The following is a 26,326-nucleotide window of genomic DNA, read 5'->3' as shown; positions in this document are numbered from 1 at the left end:
TACGGAAGATCAGCGACGGGACCCGACCCGACCGCGAGTGCCGACACCGGCGAAGTGCAGCGCCAGGAGGAACAGGCCCAGCGTGGTGAGCGTCGTGTTCGTGAAGGCGTCGCCGAGGTCGGCGTTCGCGAAGTCGAGCAGAAGCGCAAGACCGAAAACTACAGCTGCCGCGATCGCGAGCATGGTTACCTCCGTGTGAGGGTCCCCGGTCGGTGAGGACAGTCCTGGCCCGGTTGATCACCGGGCGCTGCAACGATCTTGGGGCTCCTGATCAAGGTACGCATTTCGAGTCAACCCTCACCGATGTGAGGTTAGGAGTGATCGTGCCGTTCACGGGTAGTCATCCCGCCGCCGTACTGCCCTTGCTGGGCACCCGGCTGGTGCCGTCCGCGCTGGTGATCGGCAGCATGAGCCCGGACCTGCTGTACTACCTGGCGCTGCCCGACCCGGTGCGCTGGCGCTGGTCCGAAGTCAGCCATTCCCCTTTCGGAATAGTCGGTTTCGACTTGGCGATGGGTTTGCTGGCGTTCCTGATCTGGCACGGGCTGATCGTTCCGCTGGCCGTCGCGATCTCGCCCGCAGCGTTGCGTGATCGGCTTGCCCCCGAGCTTCCGGTGCCCCTGCTGCATCATGCCCGCCGGGTGCCGGTGATCGTCCTCTCCCTGTGGATCGGCGCGGCTACCCACGTCCTCTGGGACGAGTTCACGCATCCCGGCCGTTGGGGCACCGAGAACATCCCCTGGCTCGCTGAGCAGCACGGACTGCTGCTGGGCTATCGCTGGGGGCAGTACGGGAGCAGCGTTGTCGGCCTTGCCTTGATCGGCTGGGTGTTGCTGCGCTGGTGGATGCGCACTTCCCCGCAGCCAGGTTTGCAACGGGTTGCCGCCTTGCGCCCGGCGGTCGCTGCGGGGGTGTGGCTGATTGTGCTGAGCTGCGCCGGGGTAGGCGCCGGAATCGGCCTGTGGGCCAGTATCAGTGGCGCGCTGGGAACCGGATCCCTGGCGTTCCTGGTGGCTACCTACGGCGGTGGTGCGGGGATGGCGGCGGTTCTGATCTGTTCTGTCGCGGTGCCTTTCCGGCGGGGGTAGCTAGGGCCTGTCCTGTGGATCAGGGCCTATTTCTTCTTCGGGGTTTTAGGGGTGCCCAGTTGCTCGGCCAGTGCTTGGTGCATCGGCTGGCCCTCGACCAGCCAGCCCGCCCGCTGCGGCCAACCCCGCTGCACCGTCTCGATGATGATCCGGTCGAACTCCGGCAGTTCCCCCTCCTCGACCGCGGTGAGGAAGTCGGACCAGTGCATCACCTCGAGCTTGGTGAAGTACGGGGCCAGCAGGCCTTCGGCGCGGGAGATGAACGAGTCGTTCACCACCAGGGTGCGGCCCTTGATCATCGGGGCGGTGGTGGACCAGGCCCGGAACACCGCAACGCCCCGGCCCGAAGGTGACTGCTCGGTGTGCGCCCGGATCGTCACGTCGTCGCGGGTGACCTGGTACACCGGCACCATCGTGTTCCGCGAGATGCCCATCAGCCGGTACAGGTCGTTGTCCGCCTTCTCGTCCTTCACCTGCACCGCCTTGGGCGCGCCGGCCAGCGACCCGGGCGCCTCGCCGCGGGCGATCAGGGCGTCCAGCACGGTCTTGGACCAGACCAGGGCGCCCTTGCTGGTCCAGTGGCTGTCGCCCTTCTGGAACACTGAGCCCGGGTCCTCGTCCTGCGCGGCCTGCAGCTGGTCCCACGAGATCACCACCGGGCCGTCCGGATCGGCGGCCCAGGTCTGCTCGGTCTGCGTACGCACCTGCTCGGAGCAGGCCAGCAGGGCGTCGGCGCGCTTGCCGAGCACGCCGGACATGATCGCGGACTTGTCCGGGGCGATCGCCACCATCAGCGACTTGCCGTTGGCCTGGGCGATCCCGGTGAGCCGGTCCAGGCCCGCCGCCACCGGGGCCGGGTCGAAGTCGTGCTTGCAGGGCAGGGTGAAGTCCTCCGACAGGAACGGGGTGCGGTTGCGGCCCAGCACCACGGCCGGGTTCAGGCTGGTGCCGAGCCGGTCGCGGGAGGCCTGGCCGATCGCCTCGGTGACGTACTGCCGCAGGGCCAGCCGGTCGCGCAGCGCCTCGTCGGTCTGCTGGCTGTCGGCGCCGCTGAGCAGACCGGAGGGGGAGACGTCGGGGAACGAGGTGATCTTGCGGTTCTCCTCGCCCCAGGGCATCGGCGGGTCGAGCAGCCAGACCGCGAGCAGGGCGGCGGCGAACCCGGCTACCAGCACCCGGGCCGCCCTCACGCTGCGCCTGCGCTGACGTTCCGCGCGGAACCGGGCCAGCAGGTCGTCGAGTTCCTCGGTGGCCGAGTGCGGTGCCGGTTCCTCGGGTTCGGCCGGCTGGTTCTCGGCCGGCTGCTTTTCGGGCGGCCGGCTGCCGGTTGGGTGCTTTTCGGTTGAGTGCTTGAGGACGGGGTCGGTCGCCTCTGGCTCGGTTGTCCCGCAGTCGCGTGGCTCGGGGGTCGCCGGGGGGTTGTCCACCCGGGCTTCGGGGGCTGGGTGGTGGATGACCTCGAGCCGGTCCGGATGCTCCGCGGAGCGGACGGCCAAGCCGGAAGATCGTTGCACGCTGTGATGGGCCGCCGGGCCGGTCGGGGAGCCTGAGGCATGCGAAGAGTGTGGGGTGGAAGGGCCGCCGACGGGGCCCAACCGGCCGAACGTGGCCGCGGATTCGGCCGCCCGGTGGCCCACTCCGGGCGGGTTCTCGGGTTCGTCGTCGTCCGGAAGGATGATGGTTCGGCCCACGGGTGACAGCATGGCAGAACAATCAGAACTGGAAGTACAGGAACGGGCTGAAATCCAGCCAGAGCACCGAGATCAACGCAACCGCGAGCAGGACCGGCGCGGTGATCGCAGCCATCGGATATCGGAATCGCCGGTGCGCTGAATGCCCGCCGTGCACCCATTGGAATCCGGTGGCATTTCGCGGCATCAGGAACGCCAGGGCGCCCAGGGTCAGGGCGAGCAGATTCCACGGGGTCAGGGTGATCAGGACGTCCGGCGACGGGCCACCCGGCGCCAGGCCGGTCATCGCCGCCCAGACGTCCACCGCCTCGGTCAGGGTCGGGGCCCGGAACGGTACCCAGCTGAACACTACGAACAGGGCCATCGCAGCACGTCGCAGGCCGGTGGTGAGCGGGCCGGGGGTGCTGCGGTGCCGGCCGGTCACCCGCTCCAGCAGCAGGGCCAGGCTGTGCAGCCCGCCCCAGACCAGGAAGCCCCAGGTGGCCCCGTGCCAGAGCGAGGTCAGCAGGAAAGTGATCAAGAGCGCGGCATACTCCCGGCGTACTCCGTGCCGATTGCCGCCGAGCGGAATGTAGACGTAATCCCGGAACCAGCGCGAGAGGGTCATGTGCCAGCGCCGCCAGAAATCCGCCGGGCCGGTGGCCGCGTAGGGCGAACGGAAATTCTCGGGAAAGCGAAAACCGAAGATTGCGGCGAGTCCTATCGCCATGTCCGAATAGCCGCTGAAGTCGAAATAGATCTGCAGGGCGTAGGCCAGGGCCCCGATCCAGGCGGTGGCGGCGTTGAAGCTGCCGTCCGGGGTGGCGAACGCGGCGTCGGCCACCACTCCGCAGGAGTCGGCGATGTAGGCCTTCTTGGTCAGGCCCCAGGCGAAGCGGGTCAGGCCGTAGGTGGCGTTGCCCAGCGTGACCTCGCGGCTGTCCTTGAGCTCCTTGGCGATCTCGGAGTACCGCACGATCGGGCCGGCGATCTGGTGCGGGAAGAGGAACAGGTAGAGCAGGTAGTCACGGCTGGAGCGCTCCGGCGGCAGGTCGCCGCGGCCCACGTCGATCACGTACGAGATGGCGTGGAAAGTGAAGAACGAGATGCCCAGGGGCAGGGCCCAGCTGACCTGCGGGGCGCCGGGCCAGGCCGTGCTGGCGAGGAACTCGCTGACCGGCGGCAGGTACTTGGCGAGCACGATCGGGACCAGAACGAGGATGACCAGGCCCGCGATCTCGGCTCTGGGGGCACTCCGGGAGGGCTCGGGCGCTCCTGGCGCCGACCCGTCCCCAGTTGTTGCTCGTGCTCTTGCCTTGGCTCTTGCCCTTCCGGCCATCCGGGCGCCGTAGAAACTGACCAGGGCGACGTAGAGCAGCACGAAGACGTGCCCGCCCGCGCCCCAGACGTAGAACACGATGCTGGCCAGCAGCAGGCAGGCGTTCCGCCACGACCGGGGCACCAGCAGGTAGGCCAGCAGGGTCAGGGGCAGGAAGAGGAACAGGAACGTCGGCGAGGAGAAGACCATGTCCGCAGATCTGTCGGGTCCGAAGCTTCAGGGTTTCCGGGATTGGAGGGGGTTGTGTGCATCGAAGGCGGGCCAGGGAAGCTTAGGGCCTTCCTGTGTCCTACTCATCGGGCATCGGTCGAACGGATGATGCTGCCGCGCACCGGATTTCTGGGCCGGCTGGGAGGAGTGCTCGGGTGACGTCTGCTGAGGATGCCGATCTGGCCGATCCGGCCGATTCGACCGCTGAGACTTTCGTGGCGGATGTGCTGGACGTGGTCAATGCGATCCCGCCGGGGAAGGTGCTGACCTACGGGGACGTGGCCGCGCTGGTTGGTCGGGGCGGTCCGCGGCAGGTGGGGAAAGTGATGTCGCAGTGGGGGAGTCTGGTGCCCTGGTGGCGGGTGCTGCGGGCCGGGGGCGCTCCGCCTACCGGGCACGAGCAGCGCGCGCTGGGGCACTACCGCGACGAGGGGACGCCGTTGCGGCCTGGTGGGGAGCGGGTGGATCTACGGCTGGCGCGGTGGTCGGCCGAGGACGAGTAGCGCTGGACAAAGCGGATGTTGTCGGTGGGCTGTGGTCTGATGTTGGCCGTGACCATCGCTACCCGTGAACGCCACACCGGGGGCCCGGCCGTTCGGCTGGTCGGCCCGAGTGAGGGCCCGGCCGAGCTGCTGGTCCCCGACCAGGCCCAGGCTCAGCTGGTCGCCCGGCGGCAGGGCAGCGGGCCGGTGGTGGTTTTCGGGGCTCCGGGCACGGGCAAGACCGCCATGCTGATCGAGGCGGTGGCGGCGCGGGTGGAGCGAGACGGGCTGTGGCCGGGTTCGGTGCTGGCGATCGCCCCTACCCGGCTGGCGTCGGCCCGGCTGCGGGAACGCTTGTCGGCCCGGATCGGCGGCACCGTGCAGGAGCCGATCTCGCGTACGCCGCACTCCTACGCCTTCGGGCTGCTGCACCGGGCCATGGCGTTCGACGGCATACCCTCGCCCCGGCTGATCTCCGGTCCGGAGCAGGACCGGATGCTGGCCGATCTGCTGGCCGGGCACGCCGAGGGGCAGGGCCGGGCCCCGAGCTGGCCCGATGCCACCGGTGAGGAGATCCGGCAGCTGCGCGGCTTCCGCGACGAGCTGCGCGATCTGCTGATGCGGGCCGTCGAGCGCGGTCTCACCCCGGAAGACCTGCGCCGCCTGGGCCGTCAGCAGGGCCGGCCGGACTGGGCCGCGGCCGCCGAGGTGATGTCCGAATATCTTGACGTGACAGCGCTTTCCACCCCGGGCGCGTACGACCCGGCGGGCATCGTCGATGCGGCCGCCGAGCTGCTCCTGTCCGACGAGGACCTGCTGGACGCGGAGCGGGCGCGGCGCCGGCTGATCGTGGTGGACGATGCGCACGAGCTCACGGTGGCCGCCGAGCACCTGCTGCGGCTGGTCTCCGGCAGCGGGCGCGACATCATCCTGGCCGGTGACCCCGACTCGGCCACCCAGACCTTCCGGGGTGCGCGGCCGGGCGGTCTGGCCGATGCGGTGCACAAGTTCACTCACACCGACGGCTCGTCGGCCGAGGTCATCACCCTGCGCACGGTGCATCGCCACGGTGCCGAACTGCGGGGTGTGGCCGGGCGAGTCGTGGAGCGGATCGGGGCGGCAGGCAAGGCTGTGCACCGCGCCGTCACCGCTACCGGTCCAGCCACTGCCTCGATCGAGGTCGAGGTCTTCGCCTCTCCGGCCCGCGAAGGTGCTTACATCGCGCAGTATCTGCGTCGGCTGCATCTGGAACAGCGGGTCCCCTGGCAGCAGATGGCCGTGGTGGTCCGCTCCACCAAGGCCACCTCGTCGCTGCGGCGCGCGCTCGGGGCCTCCGGTGTGCCGGTAGCCATTCCCACGGCCGAGGTGCCGGTGCGCGACGAGATCGCGGTGGTGCCGCTGCGGCTGGCCCTGCGCTGCGCCCTGCGGCCCGGCGAGCTCACCGCTGAGGTGGCCGGTGATCTGCTGACCAGCCCGGTCGGTGGTGCCGACGCGATCGCGGTACGTCGGTTGCGCCAGTCGCTGCGCTCCGAGGAGATTGCCGGAGGTGGCGGCCGGGCCAGCGATGCCCTGCTGGTCGAGGCCCTGGCCGAACCGGCGCGACTGGCCGCCCTGGAACCACGGATCTCCGCTCCGGCCCGGCGGGTGGCCACGGTGCTCGCCGCCGGGCGCGAGGCGGCGGCCAGACCGGAGGCCAGCCCCGAAACGGTGCTCTGGGAGATCTGGGACAAGACCGGGCTGGCCCTGGCCTGGCGGCGGACGGCCTTGTCCGGCGGCGTGGCGGGCACCCGGGCCGATCGCGATCTCGATGCCGTGATGGCCCTTTTCGAGGCTGCAGCCCGGTTCACCGATCGTTTCCCGGGGGCCGACGCCCAGGCCTTCCTCGATTTCCTGGAGGCGCAGGACGTTCCGGCCGACACCCTGGCCGAACGGGCTCCTACCGACGAGGCGGTGGCTCTGGTCACCGCAACCGGTGCGGCCGGTCTGGAGTGGGACGTGGTGGCCGTGGCCGGGGTGCAGGAAGGCGTCTGGCCCGACCTGCGGCTGCGGGACTCGTTGCTGGGTGGTCAGCGGCTGGCCGATGCGGTGGACGGGCGGGGCGACGAAGGATTCGTGGCCCAGCGAAAAGCCATCCAGGACGACGAGTTGCGGTTGTTCCACGTGGCGGTGAGCCGGCCGCGGCGGCATCTGCTGGTCACCGCGGTGCGCTCCGAAGAGGTCATGCCTTCCACCTTTCTCGACCTGGTCGATCCGGAGGCGGTGAGCGGTGAGCAGGAGGTGCGGCCGCTGGCCGAGGTGCCGCGGATGATGACGCTGCCTGCCCTGGTGGCGCAGCTGCGCGCGGTGGTGGTGGACCATCGGGCGGGCTCGTCGCGGCGCGAGGGCGCGGCCCGGCAACTGGCCCGGCTTGCCCTGGCCGGAGTGCCGGGCGCCGATCCGGCCGAGTGGTACGGGCTGGCACCGGTTTCCGTCGAGGGGCCACTGCGTCCGCCGCATACGCTGGTGCGCGTTTCCCCTTCGCAGGTGGAGTCGTTCGACCGGTGCTCCCTGCGCTGGCTGCTCGGGGCCTCCGGCGGGCGGCGGCCTTCGTCCACCGCGCAGGGGCTCGGCGAGCTGGTGCACGAGCTGGCCGAGCAGGTTCCGGACGGCAACCTGATCCGGCTGAGAACTCTGCTGAACGAGCGGTGGAGCCGGCTGGGCCTGGGCTCGGGCTGGGTGGCCGAGACCGAGCGGGCCCGGGCCGAGGGCATGGTGGCCAAGCTGGCCGAGTACGCGGCGGCGGCCAAGAAGGCCGGGCGCTCGCTGGTGGCAGTTGAGCAGACCGTCACGGTGGATGTCGGCCGGGCCCGGATCTCCGGCAAGGTGGACCGGCTGGAGCGCGACGCCGACGGCCGGCTGGTGGTCATCGACCTGAAGACCGGCAAGTCGGCGCCCAGCCGTGCCGAGCTCGCCCGGCACGCTCAGCTGGGCGTCTACCAGGTGACCATCGAGGAGGGCGGCTTCGCCCGGGCCGTGGCCAAGGCCGGGCTGCTGCCGGCGGCATCGGACGTGGCCGGGTCCGATGCCGCCGGACCGCAGGAGGCCGGGCTGGAGCCGGGTGGCCAGGACCAGCTGGGCCTGGAGCTGCCCGGTTCGGATCAGCGGGATCAGGCTGGGCCGGAGCGCAGGGCCTCGGGCGGCGCGATGCTGGTGCAGCTGGGCACGAAGAACAAGAGCGTGTCGGTGCAGTCGCAGGTTCCGCTGGCGAAGGACTCCGAACCGTCCTGGGCCCAGGACCTGGTGAAGAACACCGCCGAGGGAATGGCGGCCGGTCAGTTCCCGGCCAAGTCGAACAACATGTGCCAGGTCTGCGACGTGCGCCGAACCTGTCCGCTCCAGAACGAAGGCCGGCAGGTGGGGCAGTGAACGAGGACCAGCCGAACCTCGGTGAAACCGGGCAGGCCACTCCGGCGCCGGGGCCCGCCCAGAACAGCTCGTCGGGCAACCCACCGATTCCGGAAGGCGACGGTTCCGCGGCGGCCGGCAACAACGTCCAAAAGCACTCTACGGAAGCACCGGTCGAGGAGCAGCTCGGGTTCGATCTCGGCCTGCCCGCGCCCACCCCACCCCCCAAGCGTCGCCGCCCGCAAGCCGACCGAGCCGCCAGAAGTCCCCGGAAACAGGCCATCTCGGCCGCCGCGATCGCCAAGGCACTCGGCCGCCCGGAGCCCACGCCCGAACAGGTGGCCGTGATCGAGGCGCCGCTCGAACCGCTGCTGGTGGTGGCCGGCGCGGGCTCGGGCAAGACCGAGACGATGGCCGCGCGGGTGGTCTGGCTGGTGGCGAACGGACTGGTCGAGCCGGACGAGGTGCTGGGCCTGACGTTCACCCGCAAGGCCGCCGGGGAGCTGGCCGAGCGCATCCGGGCTCGGCTGCGGGCTCTGCACCGCAAGGGCCTCACGCCCGAGTCCCGGCCGGTCACCGTCTCCACGTATCACTCCTACGCCGCCAACGTCCTGGGCGACCATGCGCTGCGTCTCGGAATCGAGCCCGGGGCAAGGCTTCTGGGTGAGGCCGGCAGCTGGCAGCTGGTGGACGAGCTGGTCGAGCGCTGGGACGGCGACATGAGCGGCGTCGATCTCTCCCGCACCACGGTGGTCGACGCGGTGCTCGGTCTGGCCGGGGAGATCGCGGAGCACCTGCTGGATCCCGAGGGCATCGACGCGCTGGCCGAGTCGGCCCTGGAACGCATCGCCGAACTGCCCAAGAACGTCGGCGACGGGGTGCCGGGCAAGCCCAAGGGCGAGGTCAAGGTCGTGGCCCAGCGCATGCAGGCCCGGCGCGCGCTGATTCCCCTGGTCGCGGCCTACCACCGGCGCAAGCGAGAGCTCGAGGTGCTCGACTTCGGTGACCAGGTGGCGCTGGCCGCCCAGCTGGCACGGACCGTGCCGGACGTCGGAGCGGTGGAGCGCCAGCGGTTCCGGGTGGTGCTGCTGGACGAGTACCAGGACACCAGCCACGCCCAGGTGGTGCTGCTGCAGGAGCTGTTCGGCGGTGGGCACCCGGTGATCGCGGTCGGCGACCCGCACCAGTCCATCTATGCCTGGCGCGGCGCCTCGGCGGGCAACCTGCAGCGCTTCGGCCTCGACTTCCCGGCCACCGACGGGGGGCGGGCGGCCACCCGGCACCTGTCCACGAGCTGGCGTAACGACCTGGCGATCCTCCAGGTGGCGAACGAGTTGGCCGCGCCGCTGCGGCACACCCCGATCTGGAGCGACCCCGATCTGAGCGTGGACGTGCAGCCGCTCGCCGCCCGCCCGGGCGCCGGCCCGGGACGAGTGCGGCTGGAATGGCACGCCACGCTGGAGGACGAGGCCCGGGCGATCGCCGACATCGCCGAGTACGCCTGGGTGAACAGCGACGAGAGGCCTTCGGTGGCGGTGCTCTGCCGGGCCCGGGCCCAGTTCCCGCTGATCGAGGCGGCGCTGCGGGGGCGAGGTCTGCCGGTCGAGGTGATCGGTCTGGGTGGTCTGCTGCACGTTCCCGAGATCGCCGATCTGCGCGCGGCCCTGGAGGTGGTGCACGACCCGACCCGCGGTGACGCGCTGATGCGGCTGCTCACCGGCCCGGCCTGGCGGATCGGTCCCCGGGATCTGGATGGTCTGGGCGCCTGGGCCCGCGAACTGGCGGCGAGCTGGCGAGGCGACAAGAAAGACGGAAAGGTCCGCCTCCCGGCCGATTCGGGCCTGTCGGCGGCGCACATCCAGCTGGATGCGGTGGACGACGTGTCCATCGTCGACGCCATCGATGCCCTGCCCGAGCCGGACTGGGAAGGCGCTCAGGGGCAGGCGCTCTCGCCGGAAGGAAGGCGACGGCTGGAACGGCTGGCCGCACTGCTGCGAGGGCTGCGCGGCCGGCTCGCCCTGCCCCTGCCCGACCTGGTGCTGGAGGCCGAGCGGGCGCTGCTGCTCGACGTCGAGGTGGCGGCCCAGCCCAACCGTTCCCCGGCCGCCGCCCGGGCCCATCTCGACGCTTTCACCGATGTCGCAGCCCAGTTCGCGGACAGCGGCGACCGGCCGACCCTGGGCACCTTCCTGGGCTGGCTCACCGCGGCCGAGGATCGCGAGCGAGGCCTGGACGCAGGCGTGGTCGAGCAGCACGAGGACGCGATCCAGCTGCTCACCGTGCACGGCTCCAAGGGCCTGGAGTGGGACGTGGTGGCGGTCTGCGGCATGGTCGAGGGCACTTTCCCGGCCGGGCACGCGGGCCGGGCGCCGAAGCGGTCCAAGGGCTGGCTCGGCGACATCGGTGCGGTGCCCTTCCCGCTGCGCGGTGACGCGGGTGGCCTGCCGCAGTGGGATTTTCGGGCCGCGAGCACCCAGGACGAGCTGGAGGCCGAGCTCAAGCGGTTCATGGACTACTGCGGTGAGCACGAGGTGGCCGAAGAACGCCGGCTGGCCTACGTCGCCGCCACCCGGGCCAAGGATTCGCTGCTGCTCACCGGCGCGGTCTGGGGCGATGGCTCCACCCCGCGCGAACCCTCGCGGTTCATGGTCGAGATCCGGGAGATGTTGCGGCGGGCCGAAGGTGGGCTGCTGCCAGGGATGGGCGAGGCCGCGGCGACCACCGAGCGGATCACCGTGGGGCTGTGGACCGATCAGCCGGACGAGGGGGCCGAGAACCCGCGCGCGGTCGAGGGGCGCACTGCGGTCTGGTCGGATCCGCTGGGGGAGCGGCGCGAGGTCGTGGAGGACGGCGCCGAGCTGGTACGTCTGGCGATCGAGGCGCTCAGCGGTGAGCGGCGTCGGCTTTACGGCACCCGTCAGTTCACAACTGAGGACGTCGGTGGGGCCCGGGGCGGTGATTCAGGAGGACCAACAGAAACGGGCGAAGCCGGCGCGCCGGGCGCTGATCAAGGCAAGGACGCGTTCGGTCGGGTTGGGGGAGTAACGGCTGAGAACCAGCAGTTCGACGAAGGTTCCACGGTCGAGGTGGATGCCTCGGAGATGGGCGCGGCCGAGATCCGGGTCACCGAGTTCGGCGTGACCGAGGCGGGCTGGGCCATCGAGGACGACTGGATGCCCCTGGACGACTGGGCTCCAGATGACGAGTTCGAGCCCCCGCCGGACGATTTCGCCGACCAGCGGCTGATGCCGTACGAGCAGGGCCTGGCTCAGACGCAGCCGGCCGGTGCAGCGATCCGGCCCGGCCAGACGTCTCAGCCAGAGCAAGCGGCCGGGCCGGACCGAGCAGTCCCGGCCGATCAGGCCGGGCCGGTGAACCCGGCCGACGACCGTCATGCCTTCGCCCTCCTGGACCCGCAGACCACCGAAGAAGCAGCCTGGGCCCGCGAGGTAGAAGTCCTGCTCGCCGAACGCGATGCCGCCGCCAGCGGCGAGCTCACCGTCAAGCTGCCCACCCACCTGTCCGCGTCCCGTGCCGTCGCCCTGGCCGAAGACCGCCAGGCCCTGGCCGAACGCCTACGCCGGCCGATGCCCACCCAGCCCAGCCCGCAGGCCCGGCGAGGCAGCGCCTTCCACGCCTGGCTGGAAAGACGCTTCGGCGCCGCCGCCCTGGTCGACATCGACGATCTGCCCGGCGCCGGCGACGACCACTCCGACGCCAAACTCCAGACCCTGCAACAGAACTTCCTGGCCTCGGAATGGGCCGAGCGCACCGCCGAGACCGTCGAGGTCTCGATCGAGACACCGGTGGCCGGAGTGGTCCTGCGCGGCCGCATCGACGCCGTCTTCCGCAACCCCGACGGCAGCTGGGACGTGGTCGACTGGAAGACCGGCCGGCCGCCCACCCGCGAGCAGATGCCTGCCCTCTCGGTCCAGCTCGCCGTCTACCGCCTGGCCTGGTCCCGCCTCCAGAACATCCCGGTGGAGCAGGTCAGCGCCGCCTTCTTCTACGCCTCGGCCGGCCGCACCGTACGCCCGGTCGACCTGCTCGACGAGGCCGCCCTGGAAGAGCTGCTCACCATGTAGCCCGATGCCGCCATCGGCTGCCTCAGCATGCCGAGCTCGGGTTAGCTCTGAGCCGGGGAATGCGGCACCCCGAGCGGAGGATCGAAAGGCCCTCGGGTGGTGGGCATCAAGGCAGTGCCCTTCTTGCTGCGGCTGGCTCGCACCCGGGTCCGCACGGCGTTGGCGGCCAGCCCCTGGGCGTCGTAGCCGGCCTGGACCATGGCCTTCTCGATGGCTTCGGCGAGCTTTTCGGGACGGTGCGTACCGAGCAGCCAGTAGGTGAAGACCGGGTCCCAGGTGGCGGTGTTGAAACCGTTCAGGGCCAGCCCGGAGTCGGCCAGTCCGGCCTGGTTGCTGCGCTTGATCGAGTTGAATTCGCTGTGATGGCCCGCAGCTGAGAAGTTGTCGACGATGTGGACCCGGCCCGGGTCGATGGTTTCCCAGGGAATGATCAGCGGCTGGAGCCAGCGCGGGCCGAGGACAAGACCGTGCTCGTGGACGCGCTGCTTGTAGCTGATTGCAGTGAGCATGATCGGGATGTAGTAGACGCCAGCGGTGCAGCTCAGCACCCCGATGACGCCGGTCAGGCGAGTGGCCCAATCACCCCATGGGAAGAACCAGATAACCGCCGAGAGAACAGCATTCAGCAAAAGAATGCTGCCGAGGCGCTTCCAGGTCGGAAAGACCCGGAAAGTCTTCAAACGCTTGCCCATGTCGCGCCGACCCAGCCGGACGTAACGATCGATGGTGGGCACGACATCAGGGTCGTCCGGGCCTTCGACACGGAAAAACTCTCGCTGGTTCAAGGATGTCACTTTCGCTGATCGGTGGTCCGGACAGTGAGCTCTTCCCAGTGCCGCAGGAGATCACCTTCAATGCACCCGTGGTAGTTCACACCGTCGGAGTCGGGGCTGGCCAGGTAGATCTCTTCGGTGCTGCTGTGGACCGCGCTCCAGGACTCGGTGACAGCATTGCTGGCCCGGTCGACCGTGAACTGGGTAATGATGCTGGTCACGGGGCAGCTGACGACCATGCGAGGCCCTTCGACGGCGCCAGCAGGCAGATGCACCAGGTACCCGTCGGATCTGAGATGGGTGGTGTTCGTGTCTGGAGCACACCAGCGGGCCAGTTCCGCAACCCAGTGACTGGTCCGGCCCAAAGCAAAGGTGTGTATCCCGTTGCCGGTGACCACTTCATGCAGCCACAGGTCTGAATGCTGCGGGTACAGCAGCGCCCACTCCACAGCAGCGTCACGATGTCTTTCGGCGATGATTACTGCGGGAACCGTGCTGCGCATACTCAGAACAGCCAGCAGCCGCCCGTCTGCTTCGCCGGCTAGACGAGCCGGGGGCCCAGCAGCGGGAAGCGCCTGATAGAGACCGCGAGCTGCCAAGCCTCGAAGGGCCGTGGCCAGGACCGCGGCCTTCGACTCGGCCGGCACGCTGCTCAGCCACGGAAGAGGCGCGATGCCGGATTCGGCCGCCGGATCGAGGGCCACGATCTCCTCGTCGGTGAGGGACCCGAGCTCCAGAGGCTGGTCCTCAGCCGCGACGAACAAGCTGAGCCGGATCCTGCGCAAGGGCTCTGGAAAATTCGCTTCGAGCGCTGGGAAGGCTGGGTCGTCTACCGGAACGTCATACATGGGCATCCTGAAATCGTGGGCACGGGCGGTGGAAGCGCTTGCTACCAGGGGATGAAGGGGCGAGGAATGAACCGCTGCACGCCACCGGCGGCGTTGAGGGTTGCGTCGGCGGCCTTGCCGGCGACATTGCCGATGGCGCCGACCGCGCGGTCACGCAATTCGCCTGCCGCTTCGGGCGTCTTGCCCACCGCATCTCCTACCGCATCGGTAGCCCTTCCGGCTGTGTCCCAGCCGGCGCCCAGTACATCGCCGATCTGTTCGCGATGTTCGTAGGCGTAGGCGCCGGTTGCGACGATGCCTCCGCCGACAGCAGCCACAGCTAAGACTGGTGCTCCAACAGTGGCGGTTGCGCCAAACGCCAGCGCGGTCACGGCTGCTCCAGCGGCAGTCCCGGCTACGCCGCCCACTCCTTTGACAGTACGGTCCGTGGTCGAGGCCGTTTCGTCGGTCACAGCTGAACGGACGTCCGCGAGACCTGTGGCAATCCCCACCGGCCCCATCACTTTGGAGACGAACGGAGCAGCCAGCCGGGCGGGCCGGCCCAGCTTGTCCAGGATGGTGACCTTCCCCAGGACATCCGCCTCGGACAACGCCGGATACATGTTCTGCACGGTCTTGATGGCACCCGCATCACCCTGATAACTGCGGATGCTCTTGTAGAGGAAGTGGCCGCGAGAGGCGTCCAGCAGATGCTGCTGCTGGGCCAGAGGCAGGTGGGCGCCGCTGCGGGCCAGACTCAGCGTCTGGCCTTCGAGATCGATGTGCTGAAGCCGGGACATCAGGTCGCCCGGGTTCTGGTTCTGCAGAGCTTGTAGGGCTGACCAGGTGCGCTGGTACTCGAGATACTTGGGCATGGCTGAGGTCGGCACCAGGGCACCGCGGGTCAGGGCGAGGGTTTTCGGGGTGTACGAGGCGGCGGCCTTGGCCAAGGTGTATGCGGGCAGGAACGGGGCTACCTGCGTGATCGCGGCGGCAAGCCCCTCGGAGAGGTCGACATCCAGCTGGACCGCCTTGTTCAGCGCCTCCTCGACCAGCCGCGCAGCCTCTTTGACCATCAGGTCGCGTTCAAGCGTGTATTCCTTCGCGGCGGCCGGAGAATCGAGCAGTGGTGGCTCCAACTCGTCGGTCACCGAGCCGTTCCCGGCGATCCGCAGGCCGCGGCTCTCCGCGTAACTCTCCGCGTCGCCCACTGCCCGCTCGACGCCGGTCATTGCCGTGGCTGCGCCAGAAAGGGCCTTACGCAGATCAGTGACGGTCTGCAGTCTGCTCTCCAGTTGCCCGGTGAGCGCCTGCTTCTCGGTGCCAGCAGCGTCAGCCGCGACACCCGTCCATTGCTGGGTCTTGGTCTTGGCCAGGTCTTCGTCCACACGCTCGATCGCGTCAGCGATCCGGTTGGCCTCGTCCACCCCGGTGTCCAGCGACGCGGACTTCCACTTGCGCACCTGTTCCCAGTCGATCGGCACGATGCGAGATCACCGGTCCAGGATGGTGCTGCGCCGCAACAACGGTCCCCGGTAGTCCGCGGCCGCCGACTGATCGGTCGCTTCGTAGGCACCCGCTGCAACGTCCAGGTTCGACGCGTGCGAGGTCCCCTGTTCTCCCCAGCGGTCAAAAGCCGTACTGAGCCCCTCGGACACCAGTGCGACCAGGTCAGCCGAAACTGAGCCGGGCATGGCCTTGCGGATGCTGTCGAACTCGGGAGCGATCTTCTTCATGCGGCCGGCCAAGCCCGAAATCTTGTCCGCACTGTCGGTCAACTCCGAGGTCGTAACCTCGACCTTCTCGCCCAAGACCGCCTCGCTCCGCCGGAAACACGTCGAGCCGGGACCCTAACAAAGCCCTCTAACCAGTTGATGAACTGGGCTTTGTGGCCTTGGTCATCACCTCAGCAGGGCCCGCGCCATCACCAGCCGCTGGATCTGGTTCGTCCCCTCGTAGATCTGGGTGATCTTGGCGTCGCGCATCATCCGCTCCACCGGGTGGTCGTTCACGTACCCGGCCCCGCCGAGCAACTGCACCGCGTCCACCGTCACCTTCATCGCCACGTCCGAGGCGTGGCACTTCGCCGCCGCCCCGAAGAAGCCCAGATCCGGGTCGCCCCGTTCGCTCTTGGCGGCCGCCGCGTAGACCATCTGGCGGGCCGACTCCACCGCCATCGCCATGTCCGCCAGCATGAACTGCAGGCCCTGGAACTCGGCCAGATGCTTGCCGAACTGCTTGCGCTCCTTCACGTAACCCACCGCGTAGTCCAGTGCCCCCTGGGCGATCCCGACCGCCTGGGCCCCGATCGTCACCCGGGTGTGGTCCAAGGTGCGCAGCGCCAGCTGCAGCCCTTCATCAGGCTGGCCCACCAGCCGGTCGCCGGGCAGCCGGACATTGTCGAAGTGCAGCTCGCGAGTGGGGCTGCCCTTGATCCCGAGCTTGCGCTCCTTGGCCCCCCAGGAGAAGCCCTCGTCGCCGGTCTCGACCACGAAGGCCCCGATGTTGCGCCCGCGCCGGCCGTCCGGATCGGTCACCGCCAGCACCGTGTAGTACCGGCTCTCGCCCGCGTTGGTGATCCAGGACTTCTGGCCGTTCAGGATCCAGTCGTCGCCGTCGCGCACCGCCCGGGTGCGCATGCTGGCGGTGTCGCTGCCGGCCTCCCGCTCGGACAGGCCGTACGAGAACATCGCCTCGCCGGTGGCCACCGGCGTCAGGTAGCGCTTCTTCAGTTCCTCGCTGCCGCCGAGCATCAGCGGCAGGGTGCCGAGCTTGTTCACCGCCGGGATCAGCGAGGTGGATGCGCAGACCCGGGAGATCTCCTCGATCACCAGGCAGGTGGCCAGGGCGTCGGCCCCGACCCCGTTGTAGGCCTCGGGAATGTGCGGGGCGTGGAAGTCGCCGGCCCTCAGCGCCTCGTACGAGGCCTGGGGGAACTCCCCGTTCAGGTCCGCCGCGGCTGCGTGCGGGGCGATTTTGCTGGTGCACAGCTCCCGGACCGCGGTCTGGAGCTCACGCTGGTCGTCGGACAGCGCGAAGAACGGGAAGTCAGCCACGTCGCTCATGCCTTCGAGAGTAATCACGCCGACCGCGATCCGCGCCCCACCAGATGCGCCACAAATCACTCGGCCGGCGTGACCACTGCGCCGAAACCGTCAGGACAGGGCCGGAACGACTTCCTTCTGGAAGAGTTCGACACCACTGGAATCGGTGGCGACCTCGGGGAAGTACAGGATCGAGTACTCCAGCCCGTGCCCGCTCATCTTCTGCAGCTGCTCGGCGATCTGCTCCGGGGTGCCGATCAGCCCGGCGTTGCGCACGTTGTCGACCGTCCGGGTCACCGCCTCGGCCGCCATGAACGGCTTGTACCGGTCCTCCAGCTTCGCCAGCCGCTCGGCCACCTCGGCCTCGTCCCGGCCGATGATCACGTTGTAGTCGGCGGTCCGGGTGATCTCGGCGAAGTCCCGGCCCAGGTCACGGCAGTGCCCGGCGAGCACCTCGGACTTGTGCAGGAAGGTCTCCTCGTCACCGGAGTAGTTGGTGTACGAGGCGTACTTCGCGGCGATCTTCAGCGTCTTCTTCTCCCCGCCTCCGGCTACCCAGAACGGGATGCCGCCGGCCTGCACCGGCTGGGGGTAACAGAGCGCGCCGTCCACCTGGTAGTGCTCGCCGGAGAACGTGGCCACCCCGTTCTGCCAGGCCTGACGCATGATCTCGACCCCGTCGGCGAGCATGCCGAGCCGGTCGCCGGCCCCCGGGAACCCGTACCCGTAGGCGTTCCACTCGTGCTCGTACCAGCCCGCGCCGATCCCCATCTCCAGCCGTCCGGCCGAGATCACGTCCACCGTGGCGGCGATCTTGGCCAGGTGCATCGGGTTGCGGTAGCCCATGCACGTGCACATCTGCCCCAGCCGGATCCGGCTGGTGGTGGCGGCCAGCGCGGACATCAGGGTCCACGCCTCGTGCGTGGCCTCCGAGGTCGGCACCGGGGTCGTATGCATGTGGTCGTAGACCCAGACCGATTCCCAGGGCCCGGCCTCGGCCAGCTGGGCCACCCGGAGCATCGTCGGCCAGTGTTCGCTGACGTCGATCCCGACCAGGTCGAGTCGCCAGCCCTGCGGGATGAACAATCCGAAGCGCATACGGTCACACTACGGCCCGCAAAGGGCTGGCGACGGGGCTCAGATCAAAAAGATCTAGAGCAGAGCCAGACCTTCAACTGGAGACGTCGGCGACCGGTGCGCGCGGATCGGTCACTGTCCGTGGGGTCGCCAGCCGGGCCAGTTCGGCCGCCAGGATCAGCCCGCCCTCGGTGGTCAGTACCGACTCGGGGTGGAACTGGAACCCGGCCAGGTTCCGGCCGCGCAGGGCGTGCACCAGCTGTCCGCTCTCGTCCAGTGCGAAGCTGACGTCACCCACCGGCTGGTCCGGGGCGGCGACCACGAAGCTGTTGTAGAAGCCGACCCGGTGCGCCTGGCCGAAGAGGTTGATGCCGCGCTGCTTGCCCTGGTCCGGTTCGGGCAGTCGTTGCACCACGAAACCCATTGCCAGGGAAAGGATCTGGTGCCCGAGACAGATGCCGAGAGTGGGTAGACCGGAGGCCAGGCGGCCTTGGGCCAGCGAGCGCAGCGCCCGGATCCGCCGGTCCAGGAGGTCGCGCGGATCGCCCGGGCCGGGGCCGAGCACCACCGGGTCGGAAGTGCTGACCAGGTGGTCGCCGATCGGGCCGGACAGGGCTTCCCAGGAGTGCTCGGTCACCGTGAAGCCCAGTGAGCGCAGCAAATGCCCGAGCATGGCGGTGAAATCGTCCTCGGCGTTGACCACCTCGACCCGGCCCCCGGCCGGCATCGACTCGACGGTTCCGAAAGGCTGCATCCAGTAACGGGCCAGGGTGTGGTTGCGGCTGGCCAGCAACTCCGCGAACTTGTCGGGCGAGTCCGGACCCGACCGCAAACGTCCTCTGCTTGAAGTTCCGGTCAACGCGGCCATGATTCCGGCTGCCTTGGAACGGGTCTCGGCCAGCTCGGCCTCGGGTCGGGAGCCGCGGACCAGGGTTGCGCCGGCGGCCACCCGCACCTTCCCGTCGGGGGTGATCTCGGCGGTGCGGATCAGGATCGGCGCGTCGAGACGCTGTCCGCCGTTCTCGTCGGTGTCGATCAGGGCCAGAATGCCTCCGTAATAACGCCTTCCACGCTTCTCGTGACGAGCGATCACGCGGCAGGCATTGCGGATCGGGCTTCCCGTCACGGTGGGGGCAAACATGGTGGCCACGAGGATGTCTCGGACGTCGGCGGTGGCGTGGCCGTCCAGCACATACTCGGTGTGGGTGAGGTGGGCCATCGGTTTGAGGAAGGGGCCGCGCACCCGTCCGCCGTTCTCGGTGACGGCCGCCATCATCTTGAGTTCCTCGTCCACCACCATGGCGAGTTCGTCGCGTTCCTTCTCGTCGGTCAGAAACGCCTCCAGGGCAGCTTCTCTGGCCGCGTCATCGGCGAAGCCGCCCGGCGGGTGCCGCAAAGTGCCGGAGATCGGGTTCATCGACACCACGCCGGACTCCAGGCTCACGTGCCGCTCCGGCGTCGCCCCCACCAAAGTGGTGCGCGGGGTGTGCAGCAGGAAGGTCCAGTAGGCGTTGTGCTCGGTCTGCAGGAGCCGATTGAGGACGCCGAGCGCGGCTCGGGCGCGTGGCTCCCGTCCCAGATCGAGCTGGCCTTCCAGACAGCGATGGATGACGAAGTTGGAACCCTCGCCGGCCGCGATCTCCTGCTCCAGGACCTCGCGGACCGAGCGTTCGTAGGCGGCGTCGGCCACGTCGAAGCCGTTCTCCACGAAGGTTTCCGGGCCCTTGGGCAGCACGCTCAGCAGTTCGGCCACCTCGAGGGTGGTCCGTTCGGACACTTCGAGGGCGAGGATGGGCGTGTCGTCGTCCACCACCTCGAAGCCGCGCTCGGTGATCTGCCGGAAGCCGACCGCGGCCAGCACCGGCCGCCCTCCTCCGCCGGGCTGCGGAAGGTCATGGATTGCGGTGACTTCGGTCCCGGTGCCGATGAGGATCTCGGCTCTGGCCGGGCTTCTACCTGGCCGGTAGAGCACGGCGAAGGACTCGGCCGTCTCCAGCCGGGTGACGAGATCGCCTACGCGGGACGGTTGTTGCTGATGATCGGACATTGGGCGCCTGTTCGGTCAGGGGCGCCCCGCCGGCCGGAACCGGGGCAGAAATGCCATCGGCCGCCTCGACGAGGCGGCCGCGGATGAGAAACGAATGAGAATCGAATCAACGCGAGGTGGCCGCCGACTAAGCGAACCACCAGAAAGTGCGGCTGATTCTCATACGTACACCGTATCGCACCCCGTACGACGCGTGCCGGTCTCATCGCACCGATACTCTCGATTCATGCGCTTATCAGTCATGGGGTGCGGCTACCTGGGCGCCGTGCACGCCGCGTGCATGGCCGACTTCGGCCATGAGGTCATCGGAGTCGACGTCGACGAGCGGAAGATCGCCGACCTGACCCGGGCCAAGGCCCCGTTCTTCGAGCCCGGGCTGCCCGAACTGCTGCAGCGGGCGATGGATTCCGGCCGGCTCTCGTTCACCACCGACGTCGCGGCCCTCGCGCACGACGGCGCCGCGCCCACGGTGCACTTCATCTGTGTGGGCACGCCGCAGCGGGCCGGGGAGTTCGCCGCCGACACCACTTATGTGGACGCGGCGGTGCGGGCCCTGCTGCCGTACCTGCGGCCCGGCGACCTGGTGGTCGGCAAGTCCACCGTCCCGGTCGGCACCGCGGCCCGGCTGGCCGCGATGATCTCCGAGGCCGTGCCCGGCGCGATGCTGGCCTGGAACCCGGAGTTCCTGCGCGAGGGGCACGCGGTGCAGGACACCCAGCGGCCCGACCGGATCGTCTACGGTCTGCCCGCCGACCCGGACGAGGCGGCCCGCACCAAGGCCCTGCTCGACGAGGTCTACGCCAACCCGATCGCCACCGGCACGATCCCGGTGCTCACCTCCGACTACGCCACCGCCGAACTGGTCAAGACCGCGGCCAACGCCTTCCTGGCCACCAAGATCTCGTTCATCAACGCGATGGCCGAGGTCTGCGAGGCGGCCGGGGCCGACGTCTCCGCGCTGGCCGCCGCGATCGGCCACGACGAGCGGATCGGCCCGAAGTTCCTGGGCGCCGGCCTCGGTTTCGGTGGCGGCTGCCTGCCCAAGGACATCCGGGCGTTCATGGCCCGGGCCGGTGAGCTCGGCGCCGACCAGGCCCTGACCTTCCTGCGCGAGGTCGACGCGATCAACATGCGCCGCCGCACCCGGATGGTGGACCTGGCCCGCGAGGTGCTGCACGGCACGTTCCTGGGCCGCAAGGTGGCGGTGCTCGGCGCCGCGTTCAAGCCCGAGAGCGACGACATCCGCGACTCCCCGGCGCTGAACGTGGCCGCCCAGATCCGGCTGCAGGGGGCCGAGGTCGTGGTCACCGACCCGGCCGCGCTGGAGAACGCCCGCCGGGCCTGGCCCGACCTGCACTACGAGGACAAGGTCGAGGTGGCCTGCGACGGCGCCGACGTGGTGCTGCTGCTGACCGAGTGGAAGCAGTACAAGGCGATCGACCCGGCCCAGCTGGCCGGCATCGTCCGGGCCCGCAACGTGCTCGACGGCCGCAACGCCCTGGACCCGCAGGCCTGGCGGGCCGCGGGCTGGACGTACCGGGCGCTGGGCCGGCCCCGGGTCTAGGTCGTCAGGAACGGGGAGGGCGTCCGCGCGATGCCCTCCCCGTTGCCGTTCCCGCCAGGGATGTGCTGGCCGTGTTCTTACGACAGGAGCCTTGTCGTAAGAGGGCGTGAGGTTTCAATCTCCTCGCCCGGCTTCGCTCCTCCTGAACCGGGAGCCGTGAAAATCCGCCTGGCAAGTCCCTCCCGGGCCGGGCCGCTGGGAGCGCTACCAGCCGGGCGGCCCAAAACCGTTACTCACCGCGCGATAGGGATGAGCCGTGAGTTACCTCTGACATGCCCTGTCCCTGTCCGTCCCTGACGGCTACGATTGCCCCTGTGTGCCCCCGCCCCCCGTCGGGGGCACACACCTTTTGTTGGCCGTCCTACCCAGATTCGGCCTGTAGCAACGGTCATCCGGCCGGTGAGAGGTGCGTTGTGGCGCTGAAAATGCGACACGACGGGCGTTCATTCACCGGCCCCGGCGTGTCTCAGGGCAATACTTAAGCAATGTCCGACTCCCGATCTCCGGCGGCCCGGCGTTCGTCGCGCCCCGGAACGGGAACTCCTCATGCACTCAGGCGTCATCCCCGGGCCCGGCGAATCGGCGCCGCCCGCCTCGGCGATGACGACGTAGTCAGGCCGGCCCGGCGCAGCGGGGGCGGCCCGCAGGGGCCGCGCGGCCCGAAAAGGCCGAAGGGGCCGAGGCCGGACCGGGAGGGCATGGGCGCACTGCGGGTGCGTCGCTCGATCACGCTGCTCGTGCTCACCCTGCTCGCCCCCGGCGCCGCGCAGACCGTCACCGGTCCCTCGCCCACCTCGCACCGCCCCGAGCGCCTGGGCCGGATCCGGCTCGCGGTGGCCCGCGCCGGACTGCGGCTCTGGCTCGGCTGCGCCGTCCTGGCCGTGCTGCTGGTCCTGATCTCCCTGCTGAACCGCGAGTGGGTGCTGGGCCTGTTCACCCACTCGTGGGTGCTGCGTCCGCTGGCGATCGGGCTGTTCGCCGGGGCGATCCTGTGGCCGTTGCTGATGCTCGACGCCTGGCGGATCGGCCAGGCCCCGGAACTCAGCCGCCGTTCGCGCCAGTGGATCGCGCTGCTGACCGCAGTGCTGATGATCGCCACGTTCGCGGTGCCGACCCTGCTGGGGCGCCGGGTCTGGGCAGCCGCAGACCTGCTCTCCGGGGTGTTCGGTTCCGGCAAGGACTCGGCCGCGGTGGACGGCCGGTACAACGTTCTCCTGCTCGGCGGGGACACCGGACCCACCCGGGTCGGCACCCGCCCCGACAGCATCCACCTGGCCAGCGTGGACGAGAAGACCGGGCAGACGGCGTTGTTCAGCCTGCCCCGCAACCTGCAGAACGTGCCCTTCCCGGCCGGTACGCCCGCCGCCAAGGCCCTGCCCCAGGGCTGGAACTGCGGCGACGACTGTCTGCTGAACGCGATCTACAAGTACGGCAACGACAATCCCGCACTCTTCCCCGGGGTCGCGGACCCGGGTGCCGAGGCGATGATGCAGGCGGCCGAGGGCGTCACCGGGCTCAAGGTCAACTACTACGTGATCATCGACCTGCAGGGCTTCGAGGACCTGATCGACGCGGTCGGTGGGGTGGACATCGATGTCGCCACCCGCACCCCGATCGGTGGCGGCAGCAGCCCGATCCACGGCTGGATCGAGCCCGGTGAGCAGCACCTCGACGGCTACCACGCGCTCTGGTACGCCCGGTCCCGGGCGACCACCAGCGACTACGACCGGATGGCGCGGCAGCGCTGCGTGATGACGGCGATGGTGAGCCAGCTCGACCCGGCCAAGGTGATGCGCAACTTCCAGGGCATCGCCGCGGCCGGTTCCCAGGTGGTGGCCACCGACATCCCGGCGAACCGGCTGCCCGCCTTCCTGAAGCTGGCCCAGAAGGCCAAGCGCAGCCAGATCGAGAGCGTGCAGTTCGTGCCGCCGCTGATCGTTCCGAGGCACCCGGACTTCGCCCAGATCCGCACGACGGTGGCGCAGACCCTGAGCAGCCTGCGCGACGGTCAGTCAGAAAAAGCCGAAAAGGATTCCACCCCGACGCTCGCGGCACCTTCTGCCAGCAGCGAGCCGACGGCCGCGGCCCCGGGCGAAGATCCGGAACTCCCGGCCGCAGGCGCGGATTCGACGGCCGAGGGGAAAGGGTCCACCCCGGAAGCTTCGTCACAGAGCGCATCGGCAAATGTGCGCTCCGTATGCTGAAGAGATCGACTTTCGTTCCCAGGAAAGGGAAATCCGGCCCGGAACGGCGAACAGCCCGGCTCCTCTCGCCCTTACGGGCATAACTTTGCTGTGACATTCCCGGTTGTTCCCGTACGGACATGCCTGATCAGAGCCGTCTGGGGGTAATCCGGCACAGATCCGCGAGCCATCCGCGCACCTGGCACGCCCCGGGCGCGGATAGGCTGGCCGGGACATGGACGGCCACCTGCCTGAGGCGCCCGGCGCCCACTCTCACCCCGAATTGCTGGCTGCGGACGCGCCGGTGAGCATCGTGCTCTGCGTGCTCAACGAGCAGCGTCACCTGGAGCAGGCGGTTCGCCACGCTCTCGACCAGGACCACGAGGGTCACCTGCAGATGGTGATCGCGCTCGGCCCGTCGAAGGACAACACCGACGCGATCGCCGAGCGACTGGCCGCGGCCGACTCGCGGATCATCCTGGTGCGCAACCCGGACCCGCACGGCAGCACCCCGGCCGGCCTGAACGCGGCCATCGCCGAGACCAAGTACCCGGTCGTGGTCCGGATCGACGGGCACTCGATGCTGCCGCGCGACTATGTCCGCGTCGCCGTCGAGACCATGCGCGAGACCGGGGCGGACAACGTCGGCGGGGTGATGGCGGCCGAGGGGGAGACCCCGTTCGAAGAGGCTGTCGCCCGGGCGATGACGAGCAAGATGGGCGTCGGCAACGCGGCCTTCCACACCGGCGGTTCCGCGGGCGAGGCCGACACGGTCTACCTCGGTGTCTTCCGCCGCTCCGCGCTGGAGCGGGTGGGTGGCTACGACGAGACGTTCCTGCGGGCCCAGGACTGGGAGATGAACCTGCGGATCCGTCGCACCGGCGGCCGGGTCTGGTTCCAGCCCAAGCTGCGGGTGTCGTACCGGCCGCGCTCCACGGTCAAGGCGCTGAGCCGGCAGTACTTCTTCTACGGTCGCTGGCGCCGGGTGGTCATGCGCCGGCACGAGGGTACGGTCAACTTCCGCTACCTGGCTCCGCCGATCGCGCTGGCCGGCGTCGTGGGTGGGCTCGGTCTGGCGGCCGCCGGGGTCAAGGCCGGTGCGGTACTGCCCGCCGGGTACCTGGTGGCGATCTGCGCGGGGTCGGCGTTCGAGGGCCGGGGTCTGCCGCCCGGTGCCTGGGTCCGCCTGCCCGTGGTCACCGCGACCATGCACCTCAGCTGGGGCGCCGGGTTCATCCTGAGCCCCCGCAAGTTGGCCGAGCTGCCCAGCAAGATCGGCGGGCTGTCTCTGCCGGACACCTCCGCCTCCTGAGCCACTCGCTCAGGCGCGCAACGCATCTTGGGTGCCCACAACGTCTCCAATTGAAGACGTTGTGGGCACCGATGCTTTTGGGGCTCGTTTCCGGGGGAACGAGATCAGTGCACGGACGCGCCGACGCTCCAGTCCCTGATCAACTCGGCGAATGTTTGCCCATCGGTGCTCCAGTCCAGATCTACCCGCGCGGCCGACCAACCGGCTGACCCCAGCCGTTCGCGTACCCCGGCGTTGCTGCGCAGTTCCCGGATGACAGCCTCCGCGGCGTCCACATCGCGGAAGGGGACCACTTTTCCGCTGCCGTAGTGCCCCACCATCTCGGCCGCGACGGCGTTCGGGGTAGTCACCACCGGCACCCCGCAAGCCATGTACTCCATCACCTTGGTCGGCCGGGACACGGCGTAGTTGGGCTCGTCGTGCAGCAGCGCCAGCCCGGCCAGCGATCCGGGCAGCAGACCCAGGGCCTGGCGGTTGGGCACGAAACCGTGGTGCACGATCCATTCTTCGGCGTGGGCGTGGGCCAGTAGCCCGGCCAGATCGCCGTCGGCCGGGCCGATGAGTTCGACCTTCACCTCCGGCCCCAGCCGCCGGCCCAGCTCGATCATCTCCAGCGCGCCGCGAGCCTTGGTGATCCGGCCCAGGTAGACCACGCGATCGGTGCCCGGCGGCGGGGGCTTCTGATCCGGTACGGGCACGCTGTTCGGCACCACCGGATGATCCAGGCGGAACCGGTCGCGGTAGCCCTCCTCGGCCAGCAGCAACGAACAGCGGCGCTCGGCCCAGCGCTCGGCGGCGCGGACGGCAGCCCCGGTAAGGGGGCGCACCGAGCGGGGGAGCCAGGGCTTCATCCGTAACGCGGCGGCCGTGTCTTCGTGCACGTCCCAGACGACCAAGGGGGGACGGCGGCGGTTCAGGCCGGGGACGGCGAGCAGGAGTTCGGGATCGTGGAGCAGCGCGAGATCGTGCTCCGGGCCGATCCGGTGCAGCAGACGCCGGGCGGCCGAGACGGCGGTGATGCGCTGACGGCCGGCCGCGCGGGGGAGTTCTACCGCCGTCACCCCTTCCGGGGGCCGCCGATGGGTGGCCTCGAAGGGCGCGGCGTAGGTGACCTGAATGCCGGCGGCCAGCAGGGCGGAGAGCTGGCGGTAGCGGATCCGGGCGTCGTCCGGGTCATGGACCACGGTCATTACCAGGACGCGAGGGGCCTTCGGGACTTCTGGGACAGCGCCGGGGACAGG

General features: G+C 69.6%; 18 protein-coding genes. 7 read left to right on the top strand and 11 right to left on the bottom strand.

Annotated elements, in window-relative coordinates; all coding sequences use genetic code 11:
• Positions 1 to 9: 9 nt before the first annotated feature.
• Positions 10 to 183, bottom strand: coding sequence for a hypothetical protein (locus tag LR394_RS31785; protein ID WP_231448309.1), 174 nt, complete (start codon positions 181 to 183; stop codon positions 10 to 12).
• A gap of 140 nt (positions 184 to 323) precedes the next feature.
• Here LR394_RS31785 and LR394_RS31780 point away from each other — a divergent pair, with 140 nt between their 5' ends.
• Complete coding sequence (locus tag LR394_RS31780; RefSeq protein ID WP_231448308.1) at positions 324 to 1,088, top strand: DUF4184 family protein; 765 nt, start codon at positions 324 to 326, stop codon at positions 1,086 to 1,088.
• 26 nt (positions 1,089 to 1,114) lie between these two features.
• On the opposite strand, the gene LR394_RS31775 is transcribed toward LR394_RS31780, so the two are convergent.
• Complete coding sequence (locus tag LR394_RS31775) at positions 1,115 to 2,779, bottom strand: alginate O-acetyltransferase AlgX-related protein (protein ID WP_231448307.1); 1,665 nt, start codon at positions 2,777 to 2,779, stop codon at positions 1,115 to 1,117.
• Positions 2,780 to 2,801: 22 nt separating this feature from the next.
• Positions 2,802 to 4,286, bottom strand: a complete 1,485-nt coding sequence (locus tag LR394_RS31770) for an MBOAT family O-acyltransferase (protein ID WP_231448306.1) — start codon at positions 4,284 to 4,286, stop codon at positions 2,802 to 2,804.
• Between the two features lie 200 nt (positions 4,287 to 4,486).
• On the opposite strand from LR394_RS31770, the gene LR394_RS31765 reads away from it, so the two are divergent.
• Genes LR394_RS31765 through LR394_RS31755 form a run of 3 tightly spaced genes read left to right on the top strand, consistent with a single transcriptional unit; the run spans position 4,487 to position 12,258 of the window.
• Positions 4,487 to 4,810, top strand: coding sequence for an MGMT family protein (locus tag LR394_RS31765; RefSeq protein ID WP_269330128.1), 324 nt, complete (start codon positions 4,487 to 4,489; stop codon positions 4,808 to 4,810).
• Between the two features lie 48 nt (positions 4,811 to 4,858).
• A complete protein-coding gene (locus LR394_RS31760) occupies positions 4,859 to 8,194 on the top strand; it encodes an ATP-dependent helicase (RefSeq protein WP_231448304.1) in 3,336 nt (1,111 codons plus the stop codon).
• Positions 8,191 to 12,258, top strand: a complete 4,068-nt coding sequence (locus LR394_RS31755; protein ID WP_231448303.1) for an ATP-dependent helicase — start codon at positions 8,191 to 8,193, stop codon at positions 12,256 to 12,258. Before LR394_RS31760 ends, LR394_RS31755 begins: the two co-directional genes overlap by 4 nt.
• Before the next feature lie 41 nt (positions 12,259 to 12,299).
• On the opposite strand, the gene LR394_RS31750 is transcribed toward LR394_RS31755, so the two are convergent.
• The 7 genes from LR394_RS31750 to LR394_RS31720 all read right to left on the bottom strand — a co-directional run bounded on the left by LR394_RS31750 (position 12,300) and on the right by LR394_RS31720 (position 20,026).
• A complete protein-coding gene (locus LR394_RS31750) occupies positions 12,300 to 12,992 on the bottom strand; it encodes a hypothetical protein (RefSeq protein ID WP_231448302.1) in 693 nt (230 codons plus the stop codon).
• A gap of 56 nt (positions 12,993 to 13,048) precedes the next feature.
• The gene (locus LR394_RS31745) at positions 13,049 to 13,795 is read right to left on the bottom strand and encodes a hypothetical protein (RefSeq protein ID WP_231448301.1); all 747 of its coding nucleotides are present in this window, start codon (positions 13,793 to 13,795) and stop codon (positions 13,049 to 13,051) included.
• A gap of 125 nt (positions 13,796 to 13,920) precedes the next feature.
• Positions 13,921 to 15,285, bottom strand: coding sequence for a hypothetical protein (locus LR394_RS31740; RefSeq protein ID WP_231448300.1), 1,365 nt, complete (start codon positions 15,283 to 15,285; stop codon positions 13,921 to 13,923).
• Between the two features lie 66 nt (positions 15,286 to 15,351).
• Complete coding sequence (locus tag LR394_RS31735; RefSeq protein ID WP_231448299.1) at positions 15,352 to 15,669, bottom strand: type VII secretion target; 318 nt, start codon at positions 15,667 to 15,669, stop codon at positions 15,352 to 15,354.
• A gap of 90 nt (positions 15,670 to 15,759) precedes the next feature.
• A complete protein-coding gene (locus LR394_RS31730; RefSeq protein ID WP_231448298.1) occupies positions 15,760 to 16,923 on the bottom strand; it encodes an acyl-CoA dehydrogenase family protein in 1,164 nt (387 codons plus the stop codon).
• A gap of 90 nt (positions 16,924 to 17,013) precedes the next feature.
• Positions 17,014 to 18,000, bottom strand: coding sequence for an LLM class F420-dependent oxidoreductase (locus LR394_RS31725; protein ID WP_231448297.1), 987 nt, complete (start codon positions 17,998 to 18,000; stop codon positions 17,014 to 17,016).
• Between the two features lie 73 nt (positions 18,001 to 18,073).
• The gene (locus LR394_RS31720; protein ID WP_231448296.1) at positions 18,074 to 20,026 is read right to left on the bottom strand and encodes an anthranilate synthase family protein; all 1,953 of its coding nucleotides are present in this window, start codon (positions 20,024 to 20,026) and stop codon (positions 18,074 to 18,076) included.
• Positions 20,027 to 20,252: 226 nt separating this feature from the next.
• Here LR394_RS31720 and LR394_RS31715 point away from each other — a divergent pair, with 226 nt between their 5' ends.
• From LR394_RS31715 to LR394_RS31705, 3 genes are all read left to right on the top strand, one after another.
• Complete coding sequence (locus tag LR394_RS31715; RefSeq protein WP_231448295.1) at positions 20,253 to 21,590, top strand: UDP-glucose dehydrogenase family protein; 1,338 nt, start codon at positions 20,253 to 20,255, stop codon at positions 21,588 to 21,590.
• A 698-nt stretch (positions 21,591 to 22,288) separates the two neighbouring features.
• Positions 22,289 to 23,794, top strand: a complete 1,506-nt coding sequence (locus LR394_RS31710; protein ID WP_231448294.1) for an LCP family glycopolymer transferase — start codon at positions 22,289 to 22,291, stop codon at positions 23,792 to 23,794.
• A 214-nt stretch (positions 23,795 to 24,008) separates the two neighbouring features.
• Positions 24,009 to 25,085, top strand: coding sequence for a glycosyltransferase family 2 protein (locus tag LR394_RS31705; protein ID WP_231448293.1), 1,077 nt, complete (start codon positions 24,009 to 24,011; stop codon positions 25,083 to 25,085).
• A gap of 104 nt (positions 25,086 to 25,189) precedes the next feature.
• On the opposite strand, the gene LR394_RS31700 is transcribed toward LR394_RS31705, so the two are convergent.
• Positions 25,190 to 26,275, bottom strand: coding sequence for a glycosyltransferase family 4 protein (locus LR394_RS31700; protein WP_231448292.1), 1,086 nt, complete (start codon positions 26,273 to 26,275; stop codon positions 25,190 to 25,192).
• Positions 26,276 to 26,326: the final 51 nt, after the last annotated feature.

This window comes from Kineosporia babensis, from assembly GCF_021129305.1.
GTDB classification, from domain to species: domain Bacteria; phylum Actinomycetota; class Actinomycetes; order Actinomycetales; family Kineosporiaceae; genus Kineosporia; species Kineosporia babensis.
Note: the sequence above shows the minus strand (reverse complement) of the source record. Positions and strands in the feature narration are given on the sequence as shown.

Coding starts and splice junctions, on each gene's coding strand:
- LR394_RS31710 (WP_231448294.1), top strand. CDS start 22,289: ATGGGCGCACTGCGGGTGCGTCGCTCGATCACGCTGCTCGTGCTCACC.
- LR394_RS31785 (WP_231448309.1), bottom strand. CDS start 183: ATGCTCGCGATCGCGGCAGCTGTAGTTTTCGGTCTTGCGCTTCTGCTC.
- LR394_RS31770 (WP_231448306.1), bottom strand. CDS start 4,286: ATGGTCTTCTCCTCGCCGACGTTCCTGTTCCTCTTCCTGCCCCTGACC.
- LR394_RS31715 (WP_231448295.1), top strand. CDS start 20,253: ATGCGCTTATCAGTCATGGGGTGCGGCTACCTGGGCGCCGTGCACGCC.
- LR394_RS31720 (WP_231448296.1), bottom strand. CDS start 20,026: ATGTCCGATCATCAGCAACAACCGTCCCGCGTAGGCGATCTCGTCACC.
- LR394_RS31730 (WP_231448298.1), bottom strand. CDS start 16,923: ATGAGCGACGTGGCTGACTTCCCGTTCTTCGCGCTGTCCGACGACCAG.
- LR394_RS31705 (WP_231448293.1), top strand. CDS start 24,009: ATGGACGGCCACCTGCCTGAGGCGCCCGGCGCCCACTCTCACCCCGAA.
- LR394_RS31725 (WP_231448297.1), bottom strand. CDS start 18,000: ATGCGCTTCGGATTGTTCATCCCGCAGGGCTGGCGACTCGACCTGGTC.
- LR394_RS31700 (WP_231448292.1), bottom strand. CDS start 26,275: ATGACCGTGGTCCATGACCCGGACGACGCCCGGATCCGCTACCGCCAG.